Source organism: Paenibacillus sp. FSL H3-0333, assembly GCF_038002805.1.
Taxonomy (GTDB): domain Bacteria; phylum Bacillota; class Bacilli; order Paenibacillales; family Paenibacillaceae; genus Paenibacillus_AQ; species Paenibacillus_AQ silagei.
The window spans coordinates 7619875-7645436 of sequence record NZ_JBBODG010000001.1 but is presented as its reverse complement, the minus strand read 5'-3'; the positions used below and the strand labels follow the sequence as shown (position 1 = coordinate 7645436).

21 protein-coding genes and 1 riboswitch are annotated in these 25562 nt (G+C 56.1%); all 21 genes read left to right on the top strand.

Annotated features, from left to right (window positions below):
* The first annotated feature begins 92 nt into the window (after window positions 1-92).
* Complete coding sequence (locus MHH78_RS33245; protein ID WP_341170234.1) at window positions 93-2231, top strand: DNA topoisomerase III; 2139 nt, start codon at window positions 93-95, stop codon at window positions 2229-2231.
* Window positions 2232-2344: 113 nt separating this feature from the next.
* Window positions 2345-3592, top strand: a complete 1248-nt coding sequence (locus tag MHH78_RS33240; protein WP_341170233.1) for an MFS transporter — start codon at window positions 2345-2347, stop codon at window positions 3590-3592.
* Window positions 3593-3670: 78 nt separating this feature from the next.
* On the top strand, window positions 3671-3934 hold the full coding sequence (locus tag MHH78_RS33235; RefSeq protein ID WP_036693313.1) for a DUF1294 domain-containing protein: 264 nt from the start codon (window positions 3671-3673) through the stop codon (window positions 3932-3934).
* A 50-nt stretch (window positions 3935-3984) separates the two neighbouring features.
* Window positions 3985-4419 (top strand): universal stress protein, encoded by a 435-nt coding sequence (locus MHH78_RS33230; protein ID WP_340944376.1) that lies wholly within the window; start codon window positions 3985-3987, stop codon window positions 4417-4419.
* Between the two features lie 163 nt (window positions 4420-4582).
* Window positions 4583-4684: riboswitch (purine riboswitch) on the top strand.
* Between the two features lie 243 nt (window positions 4685-4927).
* Window positions 4928-5413, top strand: a complete 486-nt coding sequence (purE, locus tag MHH78_RS33225; protein ID WP_076080169.1) for a 5-(carboxyamino)imidazole ribonucleotide mutase — start codon at window positions 4928-4930, stop codon at window positions 5411-5413.
* 107 nt (window positions 5414-5520) lie between these two features.
* Window positions 5521-6747, top strand: a complete 1227-nt coding sequence (purK, locus tag MHH78_RS33220; protein WP_445668114.1) for a 5-(carboxyamino)imidazole ribonucleotide synthase — start codon at window positions 5521-5523, stop codon at window positions 6745-6747.
* Between the two features lie 6 nt (window positions 6748-6753).
* Window positions 6754-8049: an adenylosuccinate lyase gene (gene purB, locus MHH78_RS33215; protein ID WP_341170231.1), complete on the top strand. Its 1296-nt coding sequence runs from the start codon at window positions 6754-6756 to the stop codon at window positions 8047-8049.
* A 263-nt stretch (window positions 8050-8312) separates the two neighbouring features.
* On the top strand, window positions 8313-9203 hold the full coding sequence (locus MHH78_RS33210) for a phosphoribosylaminoimidazolesuccinocarboxamide synthase (RefSeq protein ID WP_341170230.1): 891 nt from the start codon (window positions 8313-8315) through the stop codon (window positions 9201-9203).
* Between the two features lie 283 nt (window positions 9204-9486).
* Entirely contained in the window at window positions 9487-9732 is a 246-nt protein-coding gene (gene purS, locus MHH78_RS33205) for a phosphoribosylformylglycinamidine synthase subunit PurS (protein ID WP_019913657.1), read from the top strand.
* A 5-nt stretch (window positions 9733-9737) separates the two neighbouring features.
* Entirely contained in the window at window positions 9738-10427 is a 690-nt protein-coding gene (gene purQ, locus MHH78_RS33200) for a phosphoribosylformylglycinamidine synthase subunit PurQ (protein ID WP_036730944.1), read from the top strand.
* The gene (gene purL, locus MHH78_RS33195) at window positions 10405-12651 is read left to right on the top strand and encodes a phosphoribosylformylglycinamidine synthase subunit PurL (protein ID WP_076080176.1); all 2247 of its coding nucleotides are present in this window, start codon (window positions 10405-10407) and stop codon (window positions 12649-12651) included. The genes purQ and purL overlap by 23 nt, the downstream gene beginning before the upstream one ends.
* The gene (purF, locus tag MHH78_RS33190) at window positions 12636-14132 is read left to right on the top strand and encodes an amidophosphoribosyltransferase (RefSeq protein WP_209875520.1); all 1497 of its coding nucleotides are present in this window, start codon (window positions 12636-12638) and stop codon (window positions 14130-14132) included. The genes purL and purF overlap by 16 nt, the downstream gene beginning before the upstream one ends.
* Before the next feature lie 114 nt (window positions 14133-14246).
* Complete coding sequence (locus MHH78_RS33185) at window positions 14247-14411, top strand: hypothetical protein (RefSeq protein ID WP_341170229.1); 165 nt, start codon at window positions 14247-14249, stop codon at window positions 14409-14411.
* A gap of 525 nt (window positions 14412-14936) precedes the next feature.
* Complete coding sequence (gene purM, locus MHH78_RS33180; RefSeq protein WP_341170228.1) at window positions 14937-15977, top strand: phosphoribosylformylglycinamidine cyclo-ligase; 1041 nt, start codon at window positions 14937-14939, stop codon at window positions 15975-15977.
* Window positions 15977-16591, top strand: a complete 615-nt coding sequence (gene purN, locus MHH78_RS33175) for a phosphoribosylglycinamide formyltransferase (RefSeq protein WP_341170227.1) — start codon at window positions 15977-15979, stop codon at window positions 16589-16591. Before purM ends, purN begins: the two co-directional genes overlap by 1 nt.
* Window positions 16592-17135: 544 nt before the next feature.
* Window positions 17136-18683 carry a bifunctional phosphoribosylaminoimidazolecarboxamide formyltransferase/IMP cyclohydrolase gene (gene purH, locus MHH78_RS33170; protein WP_076080180.1) on the top strand — a complete coding sequence of 516 codons (1548 nt, stop codon included), beginning with the start codon at window positions 17136-17138 and terminating at the stop codon, window positions 18681-18683.
* 24 nt (window positions 18684-18707) lie between these two features.
* Window positions 18708-19973 (top strand): phosphoribosylamine--glycine ligase, encoded by a 1266-nt coding sequence (gene purD / locus MHH78_RS33165; RefSeq protein WP_341170226.1) that lies wholly within the window; start codon window positions 18708-18710, stop codon window positions 19971-19973.
* Between the two features lie 211 nt (window positions 19974-20184).
* Window positions 20185-21507, top strand: a complete 1323-nt coding sequence (locus tag MHH78_RS33160; RefSeq protein WP_339253448.1) for an SEC-C metal-binding domain-containing protein — start codon at window positions 20185-20187, stop codon at window positions 21505-21507.
* A 143-nt stretch (window positions 21508-21650) separates the two neighbouring features.
* Window positions 21651-21803, top strand: a complete 153-nt coding sequence (locus MHH78_RS33155) for a hypothetical protein (protein WP_341170225.1) — start codon at window positions 21651-21653, stop codon at window positions 21801-21803.
* A gap of 261 nt (window positions 21804-22064) precedes the next feature.
* Window positions 22065-24149, top strand: a complete 2085-nt coding sequence (locus MHH78_RS33150; protein ID WP_341170224.1) for a methyl-accepting chemotaxis protein — start codon at window positions 22065-22067, stop codon at window positions 24147-24149.
* Window positions 24150-24276: 127 nt separating this feature from the next.
* Entirely contained in the window at window positions 24277-25539 is a 1263-nt protein-coding gene (gene ilvA, locus MHH78_RS33145) for a threonine ammonia-lyase IlvA (protein ID WP_036693275.1), read from the top strand.
* Window positions 25540-25562 lie beyond the last annotated feature (23 nt).

Sequence of the window (25562 nt, the reverse complement as noted above, 5' to 3'; positions counted from 1 at the left end):
TATCGGAAGGAAAGGGAATTCGGCCTGATGATAATTGCGGACTTGTATGTCATGGTATAATAGGTTGTTGATGACAGGGAGGGGTTTGGACGATGAAGGTATTGGTATTGGCAGAGAAGCCGTCGGTGGCCCGTGAGATTGCGCGGGTGCTGGGCTGTGGGAATAAACAGAAGAGTTATATGGAAGGTCCGAAATATGTGGTGACCTGGGCGCTTGGGCATCTAGTGGGCCTGGCTGAGCCTGAGGACTATAACAATAAATATGCAACGTGGGCGCTGGAGGATCTGCCGATTCTTCCAGAGAAGGCCAAGCTGAAGGTGCTGCGCGAGACCAGCCAGCAGTATAAGGCTGTGCAGCAGTTGATGAAGCGGCAGGATGTAGAGGAGCTGATCGTAGCAACGGATGCGGCGCGTGAGGGTGAGCTGCTGGCCCGTTGGATAATGAATATGGCAGGCTGGAAAAAGCCGTTCCGGCGGCTGTGGATCTCTTCGCAGACGGATAAGGCCATTAAGGAGGGCTTCGCTTCGCTGCGGCCTGGACGGGATTTCGACCGGCTGTATGAATCTGCCCGCTGCCGTGCTGAGGCGGATTGGATGATCGGGCTGAATGTGACGCGGGCCTTAACCTGCAAGTTCGGCGCGCCGCTCTCTGCGGGGCGTGTGCAGACACCTACCCTGGGAATGATTATGGACCGGGAGAATGAGATTACCGGCTTCCGTTCCCAGGAATATGACCTGCTGACTGGGGATTTCGGGAATTTCCAGGCGGGGTGGCGTGCGCAGGGCGGGGATGGCCGGATTTTTGACAGGGAGAAGACGGGGGTCCTCAAGGAGAAGCTCACGGGCCGCAGCGGACGGATTACTAAGGTGCAGAAGAGTGAGAAAAGCGAGCCGCATCCGCTGGCTTATGATCTGACAGAACTGCAGCGGGATGCCAACCGCAAATTCGGCTTCTCGGCCAAACAGACCTCAAGTGTGCTCCAGAAGCTGTATGAACAGCATAAGCTGGTCACCTATCCGCGTACAGACAGCCGTTATCTGACCGCTGATATGACGGGCACGCTAAAAGAAAGGCTCGACAGCGTGGCTGTCGGGCCGTATGCAGCCCTCGCCAGACCACTGCTGCGGAAGCCGCTGCCGATTACGAAGCGGATTGTCGATGACAGCAAGGTCAGCGATCACCACGCGATTATTCCGACAGAGCAGACGGTGCTGCTCAATCTGCTGAGTGCGGAAGAGCGGAAGCTCTACGATCTGATCGTAAGGCGGTTCATCAGCCTGTTCTATCCTCAGGCCCGTTATGACGCCGTAGCTGTGACGGTAACTGTAGATGGGGAAAGCTTCTATGTCAAGGGAACTACCATCAAGGATGCAGGCTGGCGTGAGGTATACGGCGGAGATATGAGCTCGGATGACGACGAGGAGGATGCGGGGGATGAACCCGCAGCAGGCAGTTTGAAGCTGCCGGAGCTGCGGGAAGGCGACCCTGTGAAGGTGGAGCGCTGCATCATCAAGCCGGGACGGACACAGCCGCCTAAGCGTTATAATGAAGCCACGCTGCTGACGCAGATGGAGAAGCATGGGCTGGGGACACCAGCCACCCGTGCGGATATTATTGAGAAGCTGGTCAGCTCGGATACGATTGAACGGCAGGGCAATCTGCTGCATCCGACTGGCAAGGGCAAGCAGTTGATTGAGCTGGTCTCGGGACAGCTGCGTACACCGGAGCTGACGGCACGCTGGGAAGCGGAGCTGGAGAGAATTGCGCGCGGGCAGGGGCGCCCGGAGCCTTTCCTGCAGGGTATCCGGAGTATGGCCCAGGAGCTGGTGTCCGGGGTGAAGAACAGCGGAGCGGAATACAAGCCGCATAATGTCTCTAACAGCCATTGTCCGGAGTGTGGAACAAGGATGTTAGAAAAGAAGACCAAACGCGGCAAGCTGCTGGTCTGTCCGAAGGAGGACTGCGGCTACACCCGGGCGGGCGAGAAGCAGTTGTCGAACCGCCGCTGCCCGCAGTGCCATAAGAAGATGGAGATGAAGGAAGGCAAGGCCGGGAAGTATGTGCAGTGCCTCGGCTGCGGAATTACAGAGACGATGGATAAGGACCGCAAGCATATCAACAAACGCGAGCAGCAGAAGCTGGTACAGCAGTACAGCAAGACGGAAAGTGCCGGCAACAATCTTGGTGACCTGCTGAAGGCTGCGATGGAAGCGAAACAGAAGGGCAAGTAGCCGCAAGAAGCCAAAGTAAGGCTGTCCAAGGGACGGCAGATATGCTTTACTGTAGAAGATTGATACGGGGTCAGCGTTAGGGCTCCGGTAAATAGAGTGGGGCAGGTGGAGAAGTGGCGGCGGCTGAAGGTTTAGCGGGTGTGGCGAAAGCGGCAGAGGCTCCGGGTACGAAGGGGAGCAGCCGGTTGTATTTTCTGGTGATCGTCTTTATGTTCTGGTTCTCTTCTTATATCTATGTTCCGGTGCTCTCGCCGTATGTGGAGCATCTGGGAGCTTCTTATGTCATGGTGGGAGCGGTGCTGGGGATCTACGGCCTGATGCAGATTCTGTTCCGGCTGCCTATAGGGATGGGTTCAGATGTGCTTAACCGGCGGCGGCCGTTCATTTATCTGGGGCTGATCGCAAGCGGAGCGAGCTGTCTGCTGTTCCTGGCAGGGGCACATCCGGGCTGGGCGCTGGCGGCGCGGGCGGTTTCGGGGATAGCAGCATCGGCGTGGGTCGTGTACTCGGTGATGTTCGCGGGGTATTTTCCGAAAGAAGAGGCGGGCAGGGCTATGGGTATGCTCCAGTTCACCACGGTGATTGCCCAGTTGACCAGCATGATGATCAGCGGCTATATCGTAGACCACTTCGGCTGGAATACCCCGTTCATCATCGGTGGGATTGTGGCGGTGGCCGCGATGCTGCTGGTCGTCCGTCTTCCGGAGCAACAGCTGGAGAAGCGCACGGCGATTAAGCTCAAGGATCTGGCCGGTGTCGTGAAGGAGCCGCTGCTGGTAAAAGTATCGCTGTTATCGGTGCTGGCCCATTGTGTGCTGTTCATTACAATGTTCGGCTACACGCCGAACCAGGCGCTCTATATTGGCGCGAGCAAGGGGAGTCTCGGCTGGCTGACGCTGGCTTTTATGCTGCCTCATGCGGTAGCGACCCTCTATGGAGCGCGCCTGTTCGGCCGGTGGCTGGGGGACCGGGGGACGCTGATGCTCGGTTTTGCCGGAAGTGCGGTGTTCACGCTGCTCATTCCTTCGATGCCAACGCTTGCCGCCTTATGTGCCACACAGATCGGAAACGGGTTCATGCAAGGCCTGATCTTCCCGCTGCTGCTGGGTAAATCCGTCTCCGGGGTAGCTCCGTTCAAGCGGGCGACAGCGATGGGGTTCTATCAGGCGGTGTATGCGATCGGCATGTCCGGCGGTCCTTTTGTAGCGGGATGGATGAGTGCGGCGTACGGTCTGCGCGGAGGCTTCTGGCTGGGCGCTATTGCTGCGGTGCTTGCGGCGGTGCTGTCCTGGTTCTGGATCAGGGAGGCCGGATTCGCAGGCAAGCAGAGCAAGAAAGAGCGGCGGTTGCAGGGCCGGTGATGTGAGGTTATTGGTGTTTTGCCGGATTGGGTAATATAATAGAGAGCAGATAGGATGCTAGGAGGAGGGGCCGGAAGGATGGTCAAGGTTGTATTGCTGTGGTTCGCGCTGATCAACATTATCGGGTATGTAGTGATGTCGGAAGACAAGAACAAGGCCCGGAAAAGACGGGATCGGGTGCCGGAGAAAACACTGTTCCTGCTGGCGTTCATGGGCGGTGCGCTGGGTGTGCTGATTGCCATGTACCGCAAACGCCACAAGACAAGGCATACTTCCTTCAGACTCGGAATTCCGCTGCTGCTGCTGCTGAATATGGTGCTGTATGGATATTTTTTGAGGTAAGACCTTTGCAGGCTTGGTAATGATGTAAATAATAGAAAGAGGTGGCGTATATGTTATTCTCTAAAATTCTGCTTGCCTATGACGGTTCAAAGGCTTCGAATCAGGCTCTGGAACGGGCGATTGAGCTGGCTAAGGTAACGCCGGGGTCCTCCCTGTACGTCGTACACGCATTTGAATTCCCGCGATTCTTCATCGGGGAAGCTCTCGCGCCTCTGCCGGCATCGGTGAACAAGGATTATTATGACCTCGCGGTCCAGACTACGGATGAAGTGAAAAGCCGCTTGGAAGCCGAAGGTCTGAATGCTACGGTAGAATTGCTGCAGGGATCGCCTGCGGAAATTATTCTGAATTATGCCAAGGAGCAGAATGCAGATGTGATCGTAATCGGCAGCCGGGGGCTGGGCGGTATCCGGGAATTTGTTCTGGGCAGCGTCAGCCATAATGTAGTTCAAAGTGCGCGCATTCCGGTGCTGGTTGTTAAATAATAGTAACTTTAGTAGAGGAACGCTGAGGCGTTCCCCTTTTTTTAATGTGCAGATGGGCGGATTAGCGGGAATAAGATTTTCAATCAAGCCCAAAAGCGAACATTTTACAGACATGATATGACAATGTTCGTGTTTAAGTTGACATGATGTGTAGGGCGTTGTTAAACTGAATCTATGAAGAGCTCGTATAAAACCGGGGATAAGGCCCGGAAGTTTCTACCCGGTAACCGTAAATTGCCGGACTACGAGGAAATAGGATAACTGGAACGACAGCAGATAGCCTCCCCGCAGCCCGGGGCGGTGTTCCTGCATTCTCCTGCCTGTAGAGACGGGGAGTATGCAGCTGCCGGGCGGTTATCACCTGATTCCTTAGTAGTCCGGGTCCACCCGCAGCAGAATGCGTCTGGAGTCCGGGCTATTTTTCACGGTTCATGCGGGAATTGGCAGGAAACGGGACACACTGAAATCAGAGAAATCTCTATAACGGAAATGGAAGGCTGGGTGAACGATGTCTGTGCAAGTAGGTGTCATTATGGGCAGCAAATCGGACTATGAAACGATGGAGCATACCTGTGCGGTGTTGGAGGAGCTAGGCATAGCTTATGAGAAAAAGGTTGTCTCCGCACACCGCACACCGGATCTGATGTTCCGTTATGCCGAGGAGGCGGCGGAGCGCGGCCTGCGGGTCATTATCGCCGGAGCGGGCGGCGCGGCGCATCTGCCGGGTATGGTGGCTGCGAAGACCACGCTGCCTGTTATCGGGGTTCCCGTACAGTCGAAGGCTTTGAACGGCATGGATTCGCTGCTGTCTATTGTGCAGATGCCTGCGGGCATCCCAGTAGCGACGGTAGCGATCGGACGCGCCGGAGCTATCAATGCGGGACTGCTGGCGGCGCAGATCATCGGCGCCTTCGAGCCGGAGGTGGCGAGAAGGGTGCAGCTGCGGCGCGAGGCCACTCAGCGCGAGGTGCTGGAAAGCAGCGAGAGCCTATGAGCCCGGAGGAGCTGAAGGCCGGACGGCTGGAGGACGGCGCTGAGCTGGCCGGAGCGGAGCGCGCGGTAAAGGCTGAAGGCGAAGCGGAAGGTGCCGGAGCTGGGCGAATGGTGAAGGCTGAAGGCGAAGCGATAGCTGCCGGGGCTGAGGCACAGCGGGAAGAGACCGGGGCGCAGCCGCCACGGACGCTGCTGCCCGGCGCAACGATCGGCGTGCTCGGCGGCGGGCAGCTCGGGCGCATGATGGCGTTGTCCGGCAGCGCCATGGGCTACCGCTTCGTGGCGCTGGACCCGGCAAAGGATGCTCCGTGCGGGCAGGTGACGCCGCAGATCACTGCGGCGTACAATGACCGGGACGCCGCGCGCGAGCTGGCGCGGCGCTCCGACGTCATCACGTACGAGTTCGAGAACGTGGACGCGGGCGTAGCCGCGCTGCTGACGGAGGAATCGTACGTGCCGCAGGGCAGCGCGCTGTTGTATACGACGCAGCACCGGCTGCGCGAGAAGGCGGCCATTGAGGCAGCGGGCGTGCCCGTTGCCCCGTACCGCAAGGTTGGCAGCCTGGCGGAGCTGGAAGCGGCGGCTGCCGACCTGGGCCTGCCCTGTGTGCTGAAGACAGCCACAGGGGGGTATGACGGCAAGGGACAAGCCGTCATCCGCAGACCGGAAGAGCTGGCCGCAGCGTTCCGGCAGGTCGCGCCCGGGGCGCAAGTGCCGGAGCTGGTGCTGGAGAAATTCATCACCTTCCAGTGCGAGATTTCGGTCATCGCCGCCCGCAGCGCCTCGGGGGAGGTTAAGAGCTTCCCGCCTGCCGAGAACATTCATGTGGATAATATCCTGCATCTCTCCATTGTCCCTGCGCGGGTGCCGGAGGAGATTCAGCGGCGGGCCTGCGAGCTGGCCGAGCGGATTGTCTCCGGTATGAAGGCGGTCGGGCTGCTGGCGGTTGAGATGTTCGTGACGGAGGATGGAGAGCTGTTCGTCAATGAGCTGGCCCCGCGTCCGCATAACTCCGGCCATTACACGATGGATGCCTGCGTGACCTCGCAGTTCGAGCAGCATGTGCGGGCGATCTGCAATCTGCCCCTGGGCGATACGAAGCTGCTGACTCCTGTGGTGATGGTGAATGTACTCGGCCAACATCTGGACGGAGCCGTTCAGGCAGCCTGCTGTGCGAATGAAGAGGCAACCCGGCTTGGGATATCGCCCAAGCTTCATATATATGGTAAGACCGAGAGCAAAACCGGCCGTAAAATGGGCCATATCAACCTGCTCTGCAAGGATACCGGCGACGGATTGTCCTGGGTAGAGCAAACTAACCTTTGGAGGAACTGACAAGCTATGATTGAACGTTACAGCAGACCTGAGATGCGGGCCATATGGACCGAAGAGAATAAATTCAACGCGTGGCTGGAGGTTGAGATTTGCGCCTGTGAGGCGTGGGCCGAGCTGGGAGTGATCCCGCATGAGGATGCCGCGAAGCTGCGCAAGGATGCCAAATTCGACATTGCGCGGATTGATGAGATTGAACTGGAGACGCGCCATGACGTGATTGCTTTTACCCGTGCAGTATCCGAGAGCCTTGGCGCAGAGCGCAAATGGGTGCATTACGGACTAACCTCGACAGATGTGGTCGATACGGCGCTGGGTTACCTGCTGCGTCAGGCCAACGAGATTCTGGAGCAGGATATTATCCGGTTCATTGAGATTCTAAAAGACAAAGCCATCGCCTACAAGGATACCCCGATGATGGGCCGTACCCATGGCGTACATGCAGAGCCAACAACATTCGGCCTGAAGATGGCGCTGTGGTATGAGGAAATGAAGCGGAACCTGGAGCGTTTCCGTCATGCGGCCAAAGGCGTACAATTCGGCAAAATCTCCGGGGCGGTCGGCACCTATGCCAACATCGACCCGTTCGTGGAAGAATTCGTCTGCCGCAAGCTGGGCACAAGCCCGGCACCAATCTCCACCCAGACCTTACAGCGTGACCGTCATGCAGAGTATATGGCGGCGCTGGCATTGGTTGCTACTTCCCTCGACAAGTTCGCCACCGAGATCCGCGCTTTGCAGAAGAGTGAGATCCGCGAGGTAGAGGAGGCTTTTGCCAAGGGTCAAAAGGGTTCGTCCGCTATGCCGCACAAGCGCAATCCGATCGGCTGCGAGAACATCTCCGGCCTGTCGCGCGTCATCCGCGGCCATATGATGACAGCTTACGAGAACGTGCCGCTGTGGCATGAGCGCGATATTTCGCATTCTTCCGTAGAACGGATCATCCTGCCGGATGCGACCATGCTGCTGAACTATATGCTGAACCGCTTCGGCAATATCGTGAAGAACCTGACCGTATTCCCTGAGAATATGAAGCGCAACATGAACCGTACCTTCGGCGTTCCGTTCTCCGGCCGTATTCTGACGAAGCTGATCGACAAGGGCTTCAGCCGCGAGCAGGCGTACGACACTGTGCAGCCGCGTGCAATGCAGGCCTGGGAGGAGCAGACCCAGTTCCGTGACATCGTGGAAGCAACCCCGGAGATCACGGCCGTGCTTAGCACAGAAGAGATTGAGGATGCGTTCAATCCTTCCTGGCATCTGAAGCATGTGGACACCATCTTCCGCAAGCTGGAGCTAATCTAATTTTTATAAAAATAGTAAGTCAGTGGTGAACTGATGAGCTGGAGAGAATTTAGATATTGGGGTTAAAGGAGGAGCGGAGGGGATTTTGGAACTGGAGAAGCGTCAGCGTTCGCCTTTATCTTCGGATTTCTACCGCAAATAGCGGTTCAAATCAGGAAATCTGAGGATAACAGCGATCGGAAGTCCAAAACTTCCCGCAGTGCCCCTATTAACCCGAAGGAATAATTATGTAGCAAGATCATTTGTTCAAGGGAGGAAAGGTCATGACATCATCGGCCGTATCCACTGCCGTGGAACTTGTAAATGCGCCGCTGCTCTACAAAGGCAAGGTTCGTGAGCTGTATGATTTGGGGGATGAGGTACTGATCGTGGTGACAGACCGCATCTCTGCCTTCGACTATGTGCTGGACCCGGCGGTGCCGGATAAGGGCAATGTGCTCAACCGGCTCAGCGCCTTCTGGTTCGGCCAGACCCGGGAGCTGATCGAGAACCATGTGGTGCATATCGAGGTGGACAAGCTCGGGGATATTGTGAAGGACCGTGAAGCGTTGAAGAACCGCATCATGGTCGTCCGCAAAGCCCAGCGGATTGATATCGAATGTGTCGTGCGCGGCTGTATTACTGGCGGCGGCTGGCGGCAGTATCAGGAGACCGGCAAGGTGAACGGAATCGTGCTTCCTAAGGGACTGCACAAGAATGCAGTGCTGGCCGAACCGATTTTCACACCGGCAGCCAAGAATGATGTCGGCCATGACGAGGATATCCCTTTTGAGCAGATGCAGGAGCTGATTGGTGCAGAGCTTGCACTTGAGCTGAAGGAGAAGAGCCTGAAGCTGTTCGCTTTTGCCAGAGAATATTGTAACGATCGCGGCATCATCCTGGCCGATTGCAAGTTCGAGTTCGGGCTGCTGGACGGCAAGGTGATTCTGATCGACGAGATTTTCACACCGGATGCTTCCCGCTTCTGGGCCAAGGACAAGTACGCACTGGATATTGAGATCGACAGCATGGATAAGGAGCCGGTTCGCACGTACCTGTCAGCCTCCTCCTGGGACAAAAACAGTAAGCCGGACCCGTTGCCGCCTGAGGTGGTTGAAGAGACGTCGCGCCGGTATCTGGATATCTATCACCGCCTGACCGGGAAGGCATTATAGATTATCGTATTATCCTATTCTAAAGAGATACAGCCAACTTTAATTGCATTCTCTACAGTTATTTTGCCCGAAAAAGAGGTCATTTGCTGTTTAAATGTATTTGGTACAACTAATAATTAGCGGGATGACCTGAAACGCAGATCTCCGTAGAAATAGCTGTATGAAATGCAACTAAAGCTAATTTTGCTGGGAATATTGAGAATATAGTTGTACATTATGCAGTTAAGCAAGCTGCCATTAAGCCTAATTCAGTTCATTAAACTCTAGGAGGAACTACAAGCGTATGTTAAAAGCGACAGTCTACGTCACCATCAAGAAAAGCGTGCTCGACCCTCAGGGAGTTGCCGTGCAGGGTGCCCTGCATTCCGTTGGATTCCAGGAAGTTGAAAGCCTGCGGATCGGCAAATATATGGAGCTGACCTTGGATACCGATAACCGCGCAGAAGCGGAAGGACGCCTGAAGGAAATGTGCGAGAAGCTGCTGGCCAACACGGTGATCGAGGATTACCGCTACGAATTGGAGGACTAAACGTCATGAAATTTGCGGTACTTGTCTTTCCAGGCTCCAATTGTGACATTGACTGCTACAAAGCAGTAGAAGACAGCCTCGGCGAACCAGTAGATTATGTATGGCATACAGCGACAGACCTGTCGGCGTATGACTGCATTCTCGTGCCTGGCGGCTTCTCTTATGGTGACTATCTGCGCTGCGGCGCAATCTCCCGGTTCGCTCCGGTAATGGCTGAAGTGGCTAAGGCGGCAGAGCAGGGCAAATTCGTGCTTGGCATCTGCAACGGGTTCCAGATTCTGACCGAAGCGGGTCTCCTGCCGGGCGCGCTGCGCCGCAACATGTCGATGAAGTTCCGTTGTCATGACACGGTGCTTAAGGTCGTTAATAACACAACCCCGTTTACTATTGACTATGCGAAGGATGAAGAGATCGTCATTCCGATCGCGCATGGCGAAGGCAATTATTATTGTGATGAAGAGACGCTCGCAGAGCTGCACGCGAATAATCAGATCGTATTCACCTACAGTGACAACCCGAACGGTTCGGTGGCCGATATTGCCGGAGTCAGTAATAGGGCGGGCAATGTAGTCGGCATGATGCCTCACCCGGAGCGTGCAGCGAATAGCCTGCTGGGCTCGGAAGACGGCAAACGGATGTTCACATCCATTCTCAAGACATGGAGGGATCGTTATGACGCAGCAAGTATCCGCTAAGGAGCCGACCGCAGAGCAGATCGCGGAGCAGAAAATCTACAGTCAGTTCGGTGTATCAGACAGCGAATATGAGCTCATTACCTCCTTCATGGGACGTAAACCCAACTATACAGAAATCGGTGTGTTCAGCGTCATGTGGTCTGAGCACTGTGCATATAAAAACTCCAAGCCGCTGCTGAGCCGCTTCCCGACAAGCGGGCCTAAGGTGCTGATGGGACCGGGCGAAGGCGCGGGCATCGTGGACATCGGGGATAACCAGGCCGTTGTCTTCAAAATTGAAAGCCACAACCATCCGTCGGCGGTAGAGCCTTATCAGGGCGCGGCGACCGGGGTGGGCGGGATTATCCGTGATATTTTCTCCATGGGCGCAAGACCGGTGGCGCTGCTGAACTCCCTGCGGTTCGGGAAGCTTGAGAGCGACCGGGTCAAATATCTGTTCGAGCATGTTGTGTCCGGGATCGCAGGCTACGGCAACTGTATCGGCATCCCTACTGTCGGCGGGGAGATTATGTTCGACAACAGCTATGACGGCAATCCGCTGGTGAACGCGATGTGTGTCGGACTAATCGATCATGACAAAATCCAGCGCGGCGTCGCCAAAGGGGTAGGTAACCCCGTGTTCTACGTAGGTCCGCCTACAGGGCGTGACGGTATTCACGGTGCAACCTTCGCCTCTGTGGAGCTGAGTGAAGAATCGGAAGCCAAGAAGACAGCGGTTCAGGTCGGCGATCCGTTCATGGAGAAGCTGGTCATGGAATCTTGCCTGGAGCTGATCGACAGCGGCATTGTCCTCGGTATTCAGGATATGGGCGCAGCCGGACTGACCTGCTCCAGCGCGGAAATGGCGAGCAAGGCGGGGAATGGTCTGGAGCTGTATCTGGATCAGGTGCCGCAGCGTGAAGACGGGATGACCCCGTATGAAATGATGCTCTCGGAATCCCAGGAGCGGATGCTGTTCGTGGTGGAGCCTAAGGATGAGGCGCAGGCGCAGGAGATTTTTGACCGCTGGGGCGTGATCTGCCGCAAGGTGGGGAAGGTGACCGATGATGGCCGCCTGAAGCTGTTCCATCACGGCGAAGTGGTCGGCGATATGCCGGTCAAGGCGTTGGTGGATGAATGCCCAATCTATAACAAACCGTCTGCGGTTCCTGCTTACTACGAGGAGAATGCAGCGATTGATACACTGCGTTATGAGGAAGTGACTGATCTGGGCGGCGCGCTGCGCACCGTACTGGGATCGCCTACCGTAGCAAGCAAAGCATGGGTATACAATCAATACGATTATATGGTCCGCACCAGCACGGCGGTTCGTCCCGGTTCCGATGCGGCTGTAGTAACTATCCACGGTACACGTAAGGGGCTGGCGATGACTACGGACTGTAATGGCCGTTACGTCTATCTCGACCCAGAAGTGGGCGGACGCATTGCTGTTAGCGAAGCTGCCCGCAACATCGTCTGCTCCGGTGCCCAGCCGCTGGCGATAACGGACAACCTGAACTTCGGCAGCCCGGAGAAGCCGGAGATCTTCTGGCAGATGGAGCGTGCGGTAGACGGTATGGCGGAAGCCTGCCGGGTGCTGGATACGCCTGTCATCGGCGGAAATGTCAGCTTGTACAATGAGAATGCTTCGGGAGCTATCTACCCGACACCGGTTGTCGGTATGGTAGGTCTCATTGAAGATACCGATCATATTACAACCCAGGCCTTCAAGCAGGAAGGCGATGCTGTACTACTGCTGGGCGTTACGAAGGCAGAGCTGGGCGGCAGTGAATTCCAGTATGCCGTTCACGGCTTGACTGAAGGCCGTCCGCCGGAGCTTGATCTGGCGACAGAGCGCAAGCTGCTGGATGCTGTGCTTGCTGTGATCCGCAGCGGTCTGGTCCGTTCGGCGCATGACTTGTCGGAAGGCGGCCTTGCCGGAGCACTTGCTGAGAGCTGCATCAGCGGAAGCATTGGAGCGAATATTGAGCTGTCTGCCGGCGGACTTCGCCAGGATGTAGCACTGTTCAGCGAGAGCCAGTCCCGTATCCTCCTGACTTCGGCACCTGATCGTGCAGAAGAGCTGAAGGCTGCAGTTGCCGCCTACGGCGTACCTGTTGAGATTATTGGAACCGTTGGCGGGGACCGCCTGCGTGTGGCGCTGGACGGCGCGGCTGCACTGGATGAAGTCGTTACTGAACTCAAGACCATTTGGGAGGATGCTATTCCATGTCTTATGAAATAAAGACCGGGAACAAGCAGGAAGCCCCTATCCTGTGGACCGGCGACTTTTACAACGAAGGAACGGGCTCGGGAGATATTTTTGACACATTAAAAGAGGAATGCGGCGTCTTCGGGGTCTTCGGACACCCGGAAGCCGCTTCAATGTCCTACTACGGCCTGCATGCTCTGCAGCATCGCGGGGAAGAGAGCGCGGGCATCTGCGTGGCGGATGGACGCGACTTCAACTATCACCGCGGCATGGGCCTGGTGAAGGAAGTCTTCGACAAAGACAAGATCGCATCGCTGGTGGGAGACATGTCCATCGGCCATGTGCGTTACTCCACCAGCGGAGACAGCCGGCTGACCAATGCGCAGCCGCTGGTCTTCAAATACCGTGACGGCGATCTGGCGATTGCCACGAACGGCAATATCGTTAACGAACCGCTGATCCGCAAGCAGCTGGAGCAGGGCGGCTCGATCTTCCAGACGACCAGTGATACCGAGGTGCTGGCGCATCTGATTGCACGTTCGCAGAAGGATTTTGTCGAAGCGACGAAGGATGCCTTGTCGCAGCTGGTCGGCGGCTTCGCCTTCCTCTTGATGACCAATGATAAGCTGATTGTCGCATCAGACACCCACGGACTCCGTCCGCTTGTGATGGGCCGTCTGGGCGAAGCCTATGTCTTCGCTTCCGAGTCGTGTGCGCTTGAAGTCATCGGTGCCCAGCTGGTGCGTGATATTGAACCGGGTGAACTGTTGGTGCTGGACCAGAACGGCTTCCGTGAAGAACGCTTCGCCGAGCCTAAGCGCAAAGCGCTATGCGCGATGGAGTACATCTACTTCGCCCGCCCGGACAGTGATCTGAACGGCTCCAACCTGCACTCCGCGCGCAAGCGCATGGGTAGCCGCATGGCGCTCGAAGCCTTCGTGGATGCGGATATTGTCACCGGCGTGCCGGATTCCAGTATCTCCGCCGCCATCGGCTATGCCGAGCAGACGGGCATCCCGTACGAGCTGGGGCTGATCAAGAACAAGTATACCGGCCGCACGTTCATCCAGCCCAGCCAGGAGCTGCGTGAGCAGGGCGTGAAGATGAAGCTCAGCGCGGTACGCCGCGTCGTGGAAGGCCAGCGCGTAGTGATGATCGACGATTCCATCGTGCGCGGCACGACCTCGCGCCGGATCGTCAACCTGCTGCGCGAAGCCGGAGCCGTAGAGGTCCACGTGCGGATTACCTCGCCGCCGTTCAAGAATCCATGCTTCTATGGCATCGATACCCCGGACCGCCGCGAGCTGATTGCCTCGTATAAGACCATCGCCGAGATGTGCGAGGAGATCAACGCCGATTCCCTGGCGTTCCTCTCCCCTGACGGACTGATCCAGTCCATCGGCGGCTATAATAGTGACGACTACAAGGGCGGCTTATGCCTGTCCTGCTTCGACAATGATTACCCGACGCAGGTGGATTTCGGCGGGGAAGAGAAGGACGGATGCAGTTGTTAACATCCCCCTAAGTCTGTGGGGCTCATCCCCCTAAGTCCCCCTTGCGAAGGGGGATTCCGGAGGGCGCTGCCCTCCGGCCACCCGAAAGTTTGGTGGAAGGAGCTTGCTCTAAACTTGCTAAGTAGGCTTGGGTGGGCGTCCCCGCTTTGTCCCTGTGTGCTGCGCACGGACGGGACACGCTTCACGGCGCTGCACCCCCGGCGGCCTGCGGTCCGCCGGGCCCACCGGCTCCAGAATCTGTCCTGTTTGCTGCGCAAATCCGGAGATTCTGTCGCCTAAGAGGCCCGCACGGCTTCGCCTCGTGCGGAGAAGAGCTCCCGCCCCCGTCCTGTTTGCTTAACGCAAAGTCGGGGTGACGGTCGCTTAAGAGAGCGCACGGCTGCGCCCCGTGCGTGAACTGCCTCCCGTCCCCGTCCTGTTTGCTGCGCAAAGTCGGGGTGACGGTCGCCTAAAGAGGCGCTGTGCGAAGCCCAGCGCCGGCCCCCTGCCGCTGTGCAAGGCGCGAAGCTTCGGCTTGCGGCAGGGATTTAAACCTGGTGGTTGGAGTCATGGAGAGGAAATTTGGAACTGTAGGAGCGGTAGCGTCCGCCTGAAAGCTTTCCGCAGGAAAGCTCGCTTCGGAAGCATACGCTATTTGGATTTCTACCGCAAATAGCGGTATCAATCAGGAAATCGGGCCATAACAGCGGCCGGAAGTCCAAATGTTCCTCGGAGTGACGACTATAACCACCCCAGAAGTGAAGGGTTCAAATCCCTGCCGCCCCGAACCCGCGCTCTAAACTAATCTAAATGAGGTGTTGAGAAGTGTCAGAAGCGTACAAGAAAGCCGGAGTGGATATTGCGGCTGGCAATGAAGCAGTAGAACGCATGAAGAAGCATGTGAAGCGCACATACCGTCCGGAAGTGATGACGGAGCTGGGAGGCTTCGGCGCCCTGTTCGGCCTGAATAAGGACAAGTACGAAGAGCCGGTCCTTGTATCGGGAACAGATGGTGTGGGCACGAAGCTGAAAATCGCGTTCGCGGCTGACCGCCACGACACGATTGGCATCGATGCGGTCGCCATGTGCGTAAATGACATCGTGGTACAGGGCGCGGAGCCGCTGTTCTTCCTCGATTATCTGGCCTGCGATAAGGTTGTGCCGGAGAAGATCGAGGCCATCGTATCCGGGATCGCCGAAGGCTGCCATCAGGCGGGCTGTGCGCTGATCGGCGGCGAGACTGCCGAGATGCCGGGTATGTATGCGGCTGGCGAATATGATATCGCCGGATTCACTGTCGGCGTAGCCGATAAGGCGAAGCTGGTCACCGGAGCAGACATTGCTCCAGGAGACACAGTTATTGGACTGGCTTCGAGCGGGATTCACAGCAACGGCTTCTCGCTGGTGCGCAAGCTGCTGCTGGAGGAAGACGGTTACGGCCTGGATGAGGTTGTGCCGGAGCTGGGAGCGCCGCTGGCGGATGTTCTGCTGGCCCCGACCCGGATCTACGTGAAGCCGCTGCTTGCTCTGCTCGAACAGCTTCCGGTCAAGGGTATGGCCCATATTACCGGCGGCGGGTTCATCGAGAACATTCCGCGTGTATTGCCGGAGAATGTAAATGTAGAGATCAACTACGGCTCCTGGCCGATTCAGCCGGTCTTCAGCCTGATGCAGAGTAAGGGGCAGGTCAGCAACCGTGACATGTTCACCACGTTCAATATGGGCGTGGGGCTGGTGCTGGTAGTGGCGGAAGCGGACGGAGAGCGTGCGCTGGAGCTGCTTAAGGCGAGCGGGGAAGAGGCCTACCGCATCGGCAAGGTTACTGAAGGAGAGCGCATCGTTACCTTCACGGGAGCTGAAGTCTGATGGAGTGGAGCCGAATCGCTGTCTTTGCCTCCGGAACAGGCAGCAATTTCGCTGCACTGGTCCAGGCACAGCGGGAGGGCAGGCTGGGCGGAGGCAGCATAGAGCTGCTGGTCTCGGATAAACCGGAAGCGCCTGTAGCACAGCGGGCAGAGGAGGCAGGAATTCCTGCTCTGCTGCTGCGGCCGAAGGACTTCGCGGGCCGGGAGCAGTACGAGGCCGCGATTGTGGCTGAATTGCAGCGACGGAACATCGGACTGGTGGTGCTGGCCGGCTATATGCGGCTGATCTCCCCCGTTTTGCTCGCACCGTATGCCGGACGGATCATCAACATTCATCCTTCGCTGCTGCCGGCGTTTGCCGGGAAGGACGCGATCGGGCAGGCGCTGGAGTATGGCGTGAAGCTGACGGGCGTGACCGTGCATTTTGTCGATGGAGGCATGGATACCGGACCGGTGATTGCTCAGCGCAGCGTGGAGGTCCAGTCTGGAGATACCGCCGAATCGCTGGCTGCACGCATCCATCAGGTGGAATATGCGCTATATCCTGAGGTGGTAAGTGCTTTTGCCGCCGGAAAAGTAGAATTGAACGGAAGAATGGCGACCATTGGCGATTAATAGAAGTAGCTGTATATTTCTCGGGAAATAGTGCAGGAGCGTCAGGAATTGACGGAAGATCTGGCGGCATAGCCGGAAATTGCGAAAATACAGGTTTGCTGGCATAAGGACAGAAGCACAAATAGCAGGACAGAAACACCAGGAAATTCTAAATTAATAGTTTGTTCTACAGGATTCGTTGATGTAATCATCCGGAGTTCATCCGGCAAACATTCATAGGCACGGGGATAAGCTAAGCTGCTGGAACAGGTGGATTTTCTCCATCTAATCTGGCTGATATATGCGGTGAACGGAGCGTAAGTGGAAAAAGTACAACTAATCCGGCCCTAATCGAATGACTGACCTTATCTGGCGTCATTTAAGTGTACATTTTCCAACTATTGCCTCGCTACGTGCTTCCCCGCCGGAAATAGATGACAAAAATCCAACTAAATCAGCTGCGGCAATGAGTGGATGCAAGCCGTCTTCAAGAGCAGCATATTCATCAAGTAACTCTTACAACACCCCAATAATCTAGCGTGAATCCAGAGGAGGACTATTCAAAGTGAGTATCAAGAGAGCGCTGGTCAGCGTATCGGACAAACAGGGCATCGTGGATTTTTGCCGCGAGTTGTCTGCATTAGGCGTAGAAATTATCTCCACAGGCGGCACCAGCACACTTCTCGCGAAGGAAGGCGTTCCGGTCATTGGCATCTCTGATGTTACCGGCTTCCCTGAGATCATGGACGGACGCGTCAAAACCTTACATCCAGCCGTACACAGCGGCCTCCTGGCCGTTCGTGACAACGAAGAGCATACCCGGCAGATGAATGAGCTTGGCCTTGATTACATCGACCTCGTCGTGGTGAATCTGTATCCGTTCGCGGAGACGATTGCCAAGCCGGATGTGTCTTATGAAGAGGCTATCGAGAACATTGATATCGGCGGGCCGACGATGCTGCGTTCTGCGGCGAAGAACCATGCGTTTGTCAGTGTAGTGGTCGATGCGGCCGACTATGCGAATGTGCTTGAAGAAGTACGCGCCGGTGGAGATACAACCCTTGCAACCCGCAAACGTCTTGCGGCCAAAGTCTTCCGCCATACGGCGGCTTACGACGCCCTGATTGCCGATTATCTGGCGAATGTCACCGGTGAACCGCTGCCGGAGCGCTATACGGTCACTTATGAGAAAATCCAGGATCTGCGCTATGGGGAGAACCCGCACCAGAAGGCTGCGTTCTACCGCAAGCCGCTGGCTGCGCAGGATACCCTGACGGCTGCTGAGCAGCTGCACGGCAAAGAGTTGTCCTACAACAATATCAATGACGCGAACGCAGCGCTCCAGATTGTCAAAGAATTCGAAGAGCCTGCCGTTGTAGCCGTGAAGCATATGAATCCTTGCGGTGTGGGCGTGGGCACGAGTGTCTATGAAGCGTATCAAAAAGCGTACAATGCGGACCCTACCTCCATCTTCGGCGGCATTGTTGCGGCCAACCGGATTATTGATGCGGACACGGCTAATCTGCTGAAGGATATTTTCCTCGAAATCGTCTTGGCCCCAGGCTTCACGGATGAAGCGCTGGAGATCCTGACGAAGAAAAAGAATATCCGCCTGCTTAAGCTGGGCAACCTCAGCACCGCTGCATCCCGCAAGAGCAGCTTTGTGGTCACCTCCGTTGAAGGGGGAATGGTGGTGCAGGAGAGCGATGTACACTCTGTGAATCCTGAGGAATTGCAAGTGGTAACCGACCGCAAGCCTACCGAAGAAGAGCTGAAGCAGCTGTTGTTCGGCTGGAAGGTTGTGAAGCATGTGAAGTCCAACGCCATCGTGCTGGCGGCTGACGATATGACGGTCGGTGTAGGTGCAGGACAGATGAACCGTGTCGGTGCGGCCAAGATTGCCATTGAACAAGCAGGCGAGAAAGCGAAGGGTGCTGTGCTGGCATCAGATGCCTTCTTCCCGATGGGCGATACACTGGAAATGGCTGCGAAGGCGGGCATTACGGCAGTTATTCAGCCGGGAGGCTCGATCAAGGACGAGGAATCGATTAAGGTTGCCAATGAATACGGCATTGCCATGGTCTTCACCGGCGTACGCCATTTCAAACACTAGCACGCTGGGGAGGATCAGAGCCTTATGGATATTTTAGTAGTCGGCGGCGGCGGACGCGAGCATGCGATCATCTGGAGCTTGTCCCGCAGTCCCCGTGCCGGTAAAATCTACTGCGCCCCCGGCAATGCCGGGATTGCGCAGCTTGCGGAATGTGTGCCGATCGGCGTCTTCGAGTTCGATAAGCTGACCGCTTTTGCCAAGGAGAAGAAGGTAGGACTGGTGGTCATCGGACCGGATGATCCGCTCGCTGCAGGCATTGTGGATGCCTTCGAAGCTCAGGAAATCCCTGTATTCGGCCCGCGGAAGAATGCCGCAGAGATTGAGGGCAGCAAGACCTTCATGAAGGATCTGCTGCATAAATACAGCATTCCGACAGCCGCTTACGAGAAATTCAGCGATTATGAGACAGCCTTGTCTTATCTGCGGAGCCAAGAACTGCCGATTGTCATCAAGGCGGACGGCCTGGCCGCAGGCAAAGGGGTAACCGTGGCGTATTCCCGTGAGGAAGCGGAGCAGGCCCTTCAGGAGATCATGGTCGACAAGGTTTTCGGGGAAGCAGGGGCGCAGGTCGTCATTGAAGAGTTCCTTGCCGGGCAGGAAATGTCGATTCTGGCGTTCGTGGATGGGGAAACGGTGCGGCCGATGGCTGCGGCCCAGGACCATAAGCCTGTATTCGACGGCGATAAAGGACCTAATACGGGAGGCATGGGGACGTATTCCCCGCTGCCGCATATCGATGAAGCTATCATCCGTGAAGCGGTCGAGACGATTATTGAGCCGACAGCCAGAGCGATGGTGGCTGAGGGCCGTCCCTTCAGCGGAGTGCTGTTCGCAGGACTGATGATCTCGCCGGACGGCAGACCGAAGACGATCGAGTTCAATGCCCGCTTCGGGGACCCGGAGACACAGGTGGTTCTTCCCCGGCTGCGAAGCGATCTGCTGGAGATTTTCCTGGCTGTGACCGAAGGCAGACTCGCCGATATTCCGATCGAGTGGAGCGAAGAGGCCGCAGTCTGCGTGGTCCTGGCCTCGGAGGGGTATCCCGGGCCTTACCCGAAGGGGGTGCCGATCAGCGGGCTGGAAGACAGCGGCTCGGCGCTCGTCTTCCATGCCGGTACCGCACGCAGCGAAGACGGAGGCTGGGTGACCGCCGGCGGCCGTGTGCTTGGGGTGGTAGGCCTAGGGGCAACCATTGCTGAAGCACGTACATCGGCCTATGCCAGTGCGGAGAGTATCACGTTTGCGGGTAAACAGAACCGCAGTGATATCGCAATGAAGGCACTGGTCTGAGGAGAAAGTCCCAAAAAAAGGACTGACAAGTTGTAGGAGAAGTGCTATAATACAACTCGTACGGGGGAAAATGTGCGGATATATACAGATAAAGGGTCTTTCCTTTCTAAGGAAAGGCCTTTTTTAACAATTTCATAACGAATGCTATAATAGTACAATGACAGCGTTGCTTATGCGGATGTACAGTTACTGATTTAAGGGGGAATTAGTTTTGAGTAAGGTAGGAAGAAATGACTTATGCCCGTGTGGAAGCGGGAACAAATATAAGAAATGCTGCATGGAGAAAGACAGAGCGGCGGCCCAGTCGATGCTGCGGCTGGTTAACGCAGGGGATGCAGCGGCGCAAGCACCTGTAACCATACCCGGCGTAATTGTGCACGAGGAACAGCCGGCTACGGTAAGTGCCGCCCCTGCTGCGGGCAAGCTTACGCTGCCCAAGCTGAAGAAGATGGTGGCAAAGGAGCTGAACTGGGAGCATCCGGCCCATGAACAGCTGGCGCTGGAGCTGATCGAGCACATGAGAGACCAGTATGACCGTGAGCTGATCCTGGAAGCACTGCTGCTGTGGAACGGCTTCTCCCGCCAGACCAAGCCGGCCGTGAAGAAGACAGGCTCATTCTGTGCGGCGATCGAATACCTGCTGTCCGAGGAGTACGGCTTCATGCTGTCGCAGGCGGAGCTGGCGGACAAATACGCGATTACCACGGCCACGATCTCCCGCAAGGTTAAAGAAATATATAACTATGTCGAGGAATACGGCATGACCGGGGAAGCGGACGATTTGATGGCGCTGAACGGAGCGGAAACTCCGCAGGAGAAGGCGCAGACCCTTCTGGCCCAAGCCATGGAGGCAACCTCTGCGAAGCGCCGGGTCCAGCTGGCGGAGAAGGCGCTGGAGCTCTATCCTGACAGCCCGGAAGCCTACCTTATTCTGGCCGAGGAAACGGAGAATGAGGAGGACGCCCGTGAGCTGCTGAAGGCGGGAATCGCCGCAGGCAGACGGGAGCTGGGCGAGTCTTATTTTACGAAGCATAAAGGGTTCTTCTGGGGGCTCTATGAGACCCGCCCTTATATCCGGATCTGCCAGAGCTACGCGGAATCCTGCTGGTTCGGCGGTAAGGCGGAGGAAGCAACAGAGATGCTGGAGCATATTCTGGAGCTTAATAAGGATGATAATACGGGTGCCCGCTATCTGCTGACTGCTGTATATCTGTATAGCAACCAGCTTGAAGAAGCAGAGCGGATCATTAAGAACTACGGTGAAGAGGATGCGGCGGCGGCTTTTGCCTATGACCGGATTGTACTGGAGTTCAAGAAGAACGGCATTACCTCGCAGCTCAAAATGCTCTACCGCATAGCCCGCGGAGTGAACAAGCATGTGCCGGATTACCTGCTGGGTATGAAGCGGTTGCCGCATAATCTTCCGGATTATGTCGGTATGGGTGATCCCAATGAAGCGATTGAATATGTAATTATGCACTCGCGCTTGTGGGCGAGCCTGCCGGATCTGCTGAAGTGGATGCTGAAGCAATAGACGCTATAGATGAATACCAGACACAGTCCTCCGGGGCTGTGTTTTTTTATGGATAAGTAAATAGGAGTGACCTCGCTGATTTCACTGGACGCAGGCCTATGCCGATGTAGTCGAAAAACCGAACACAATGGGCGATGGTGCTGGTGGCGGTCGTTAGCGTTAACAACTATCCTGAGCAATACATCTACGTAATTACATCACAGGGCGACGAGCATTTCAAAGCGCTGATGGCCAAGTATTCATTGCAGACGGACGATATACAGGATCTACGATACTGCAAAGTCGATGATGAATAATGTCAGAGCGCTTTGCTGAATACAGCAGATACAAGGGAGTATTTTTTTTGCAAATAACCTGACATGAATAAGCGGTGATAAGGGTAAATAAGAGGCTTAACTCGATAATTATGAGAAAATACCTTACATGGACACACTTATTTCACAGCCTATGGGAAAACGGTACAGGGATAAAGGGATTTTTTGCAGAAATAAGTCGAAAAGACAGAGAAGATCCGGGACAGCTCCCCGGGTCTTTATACATGGAAGGTGGGAGGGTCTATGGCACTGGGAAAGAGTAAGAAGGTCAGGGAGAGGGGGCTTATCGGCTCACTTCGTAATATGGGGATTCGCGGCAAGCTGTTTTTGTCAGTGATTCTGTCTGTGGTGGTTATTTTCATGACGGTGTCTGTAGTGATCTACAGCAATGCCAAGGAGCTTATCGTGGACGGGCTGAAGAGCTCGCTGACGTATGAGAAAGGGGCGATCGGTGTGCAGGTCAACGACCTGCTGCAGCCTGCTGTAGACAGTGTGGCACTGCTCAATGCCAACGCCTACCTCCGCGACTTCATTCTGAGGGTGAAGGATGCGCAGACGCTGAAGACTACGGACGGGTACACGGAGCTGATCGAGACGCTGAACCTGATCAAGAACAACAATAAGAATTTGCTCAATGTATACATAGGTCTGGATGCGGTGAATAAGGTGATTACCCAGGATGAATTCGAGCCTCCGGCAGACTACGTGCTGAAGGAGCGAAGCTGGTATTCCGCTGCGGCTGCGAACAAGCGTGTAACGATTACCAATCCTTATATTGATGCCGGGTCAGGCAAAATGGTCGTCAGTGTCAGCACCCCGCTGCTTGATGATTCAGGCAAGCTGATCGGTGTGGCGAGTGCAGATATTTCGATTGAGCAGATTACAGCTGCGCTGGGCGCTTTTCATTATAAAGGCAGCGGCTATGCCGTGCTGATTGATGAGACGGGGACCTTCATCTACCATCCCAATCCGGATTATATTCTGCTGAAGAAGATGGCTGATCTGGGCGGATCGTGGAAGACTGTCGGCGATAAAATGCTGCAGTGGGGCTCAAATGTCATCCGGGCGGACATAGACGGCGAGCCCAGCTATGTATCCTATTCACCGGCTGTGGCTAACCAGTGGTCAGTCGCGCTGATCGTACCACAGAAGCATGCGGAGCTGGAGTTGAAGCGCTTCGAGCTGATTTTCTTCCTCTCCATTATGGTTTCGATTGCGGTGCTGTCTGTCCTGCTGTATCTGGTCTCTGGCAGTATCCTGAAGCAGTTTCCGCTCCTCACGGCTGCGTTCGGGCAGGCGAAGGCGGGGGACCTGTCGGTAAGGGCAAGGGTAACCGCTGGAGGCGAGATCGGGGTGTTGGCTGAGGGCTTCAACGATATGATCGCCTCGCAGCAGTCGCTGATTCAGGAGATCCTGCACAGCTCGCAGAGTATCTCGGGCGCGGTGGAGAATACAGAGCAGAACGTATTCGTGCTCGATGGCAGCATCACCGATATCTCGGGGGTTACGGAGGAGCTGTCGGCAGGCTTGCAGCAGACCGCCGCCTCGATGGAGGAGATGAATGCCAGCACGACCCAGATCGAGGCTGCGATCCACGGGATTGCCCGCAAAGCTCAGGAGGGGGCGGAAGCCGCTGGAGAAATTAACGTACGGGCGGAGCAGCTGAAGGAGAGAGCCTGGGAATCCCGCACACAGGCGGATACCGTGTACGGGCTTAGCGAAGAGAAGCTGCGCACGGCCATCGAACAGTCGGGATCAATCTCGCAGATTAGCGCGCTTACGGGCGCCATTCTAGAGATCGCTGCCCAGACCAACCTGTTATCGCTGAATGCTTCCATTGAGGCGGCAAGGGCAGGGGAAGCGGGCCGGGGGTTCGCTGTAGTGGCAGAGGAGATCCGTAAGCTAGCCGACAACTCGCGTGAGACGGTAACTGAGATCCAGGGAGTGACCGGGGCGGTAGTCCAGGCGGTGTCCAATTTGGTGGAGGCTGCGGAGAGTATGCTTGGCTTCATGGACAGCCAGGTGAAGAAGGACTACGATGCTATGCAGGAGACCGGAGAGCGGTACAGTGAGGATGCCCGGTATATTGAGGAGCTGGTGACGGACTTCAGCGCCACCTCGGAAGAGCTGCTGGCTTCCATCCAGAGCATGCTTACTGCGATCAGCGAGACAGGCAGTGCGACGAATGAGGGAGCGGAAGGAGCGGGAGTCATTGCTGCCGGAGCAGAGCAGATCATCGGGCGGTCCGGCAGCATCGTAGCGGAGATGGAGGAGATCAAGCTCAGCTCGGCGCAGCTGCTGAGTGCGGTGTCGAGGTTTAAGGTATAGGCTTCTACAATTCCACTCTCAGTGGATGTTATGGTGTGTGGAGAGGACAAGGGTTGAAAAAAAGTCCTTGGAAGAGTATGTTACAAGAAGCGAAACGATAAGAAAGAGACAGTGAGGCGGGGAAAACATGAGAGAAGGCGAAAACCGGATCGTAGGAATGGAAGATATTGTACGCGCACACCATGTGCTGCGGGAGGTTATCGTCCGTACGCCGCTCCAGCTGGATGCGGTATTGTCGGCCAAATACGGCTGTAATGTATACTTGAAACGTGAGGATCTGCAGATTGTACGCTCCTTCAAAATCCGGGGAGCCTATAATATGATCCGCAGTCTGTCTGACGAAGACAGAGCCAAGGGCATCGTCTGCGCCAGCGCGGGAAATCATGCCCAGGGCGTGGCTTATTCCTGCAAGGCACTAGGCATCAAAGGCAAGATATTCATGCCGAGCACTACCCCTAATCAGAAGATTAAGCAGGTCCGGCGCTTCGGCGGCGAATTCGTTGAGGTGATTCTGAAGGGGGATACCTTCGATGATGCTTATGATGAAGCGCTGCAGGCTTGCATTGACTATAGCATGACCCTGATTCACCCGTTCGATGAGCCGCGTATTATTGCCGGCAACGGAACCATTGCCATGGAGGTGATGGAGAATCTGGACAAGCCAGCGGACTTCGTGTTCGTCACCATCGGCGGCGGCGGGCTGGCAGCCGGTGTAGCCACCTATATCAAGACGGTGAGTCCGGCAACCAAGGTTATTGGTGTGGAGCCCAGCGGCGCGGCTTCGATGAGTGAGGCCATGCAGAGCGGTGAGGTCATCACCCTGAAGGAGATCAACAAATTCGTGGACGGCGCGGCGGTGAAGCGTGTCGGCGGCCTGACCTTCGATATCTGCTCGAAGCTGCTGGATGATGTGGTGAAGGTGCCGGAGGGCAAGGCGTGTACCACTATTCTGGAGCTGTATAATGAGAATGCCATTGTGGTGGAGCCTGCCGGTTCCCTCCCCATTGCTGCACTGGACATGTACCGTGACCAGATCCGGGGCAAAAGCGTGGTCTGCATCGTCAGCGGCGGCAACAACGATATTGACCGGATGCAGGAGATCAAGGAGCGTTCCTTGATCTATGAGGGTCTTAAGCATTACTTCATGGTCAACTTCCCGCAGCGCGCGGGTGCCCTGCGCGAGTTCCTGACCGAGGTGGTCGGACCGGATGATGATATTACCCGGTTCGAGTACACGAAGAAGAATGAGAAGGAGAACGGCCCGGCCCTGGTCGGCATTGAGCTGATGTCTACCGATGCCTACGCCCCGCTGATTGAGCGGATGAAGCAGAAGGGCGTCGATTACGTGGAGATTAACAAGGATGTTAATCTGTTCAGTATGCTAATCTGAGTTGCGGCGAGTAGCTGCATATA

Bases quoted from the DNA above. Each gene is read 5' to 3' on its own strand.
- MHH78_RS33245 (WP_341170234.1), top strand. From the start codon at position 93: ATGAAGGTATTGGTATTGGCAGAGAAGCCGTCGGTGGCCCGTGAGATT.
- purB (WP_341170231.1), top strand. From the start codon at position 6,754: ATGATTGAACGTTACAGCAGACCTGAGATGCGGGCCATATGGACCGAA.
- purF (WP_209875520.1), top strand. From the start codon at position 12,636: ATGTCTTATGAAATAAAGACCGGGAACAAGCAGGAAGCCCCTATCCTG.
- purD (WP_341170226.1), top strand. From the start codon at position 18,708: ATGGATATTTTAGTAGTCGGCGGCGGCGGACGCGAGCATGCGATCATC.
- MHH78_RS33150 (WP_341170224.1), top strand. From the start codon at position 22,065: ATGGCACTGGGAAAGAGTAAGAAGGTCAGGGAGAGGGGGCTTATCGGC.
- MHH78_RS33230 (WP_340944376.1), top strand. From the start codon at position 3,985: ATGTTATTCTCTAAAATTCTGCTTGCCTATGACGGTTCAAAGGCTTCG.
- purS (WP_019913657.1), top strand. From the start codon at position 9,487: ATGTTAAAAGCGACAGTCTACGTCACCATCAAGAAAAGCGTGCTCGAC.
- ilvA (WP_036693275.1), top strand. From the start codon at position 24,277: ATGAGAGAAGGCGAAAACCGGATCGTAGGAATGGAAGATATTGTACGC.
- MHH78_RS33210 (WP_341170230.1), top strand. From the start codon at position 8,313: ATGACATCATCGGCCGTATCCACTGCCGTGGAACTTGTAAATGCGCCG.
- purN (WP_341170227.1), top strand. From the start codon at position 15,977: ATGGAGTGGAGCCGAATCGCTGTCTTTGCCTCCGGAACAGGCAGCAAT.
- purQ (WP_036730944.1), top strand. From the start codon at position 9,738: ATGAAATTTGCGGTACTTGTCTTTCCAGGCTCCAATTGTGACATTGAC.
- MHH78_RS33235 (WP_036693313.1), top strand. From the start codon at position 3,671: ATGGTCAAGGTTGTATTGCTGTGGTTCGCGCTGATCAACATTATCGGG.
- purE (WP_076080169.1), top strand. From the start codon at position 4,928: ATGTCTGTGCAAGTAGGTGTCATTATGGGCAGCAAATCGGACTATGAA.
- purK (WP_445668114.1), top strand. From the start codon at position 5,521: ATGGTGAAGGCTGAAGGCGAAGCGATAGCTGCCGGGGCTGAGGCACAG.
- purL (WP_076080176.1), top strand. From the start codon at position 10,405: ATGACGCAGCAAGTATCCGCTAAGGAGCCGACCGCAGAGCAGATCGCG.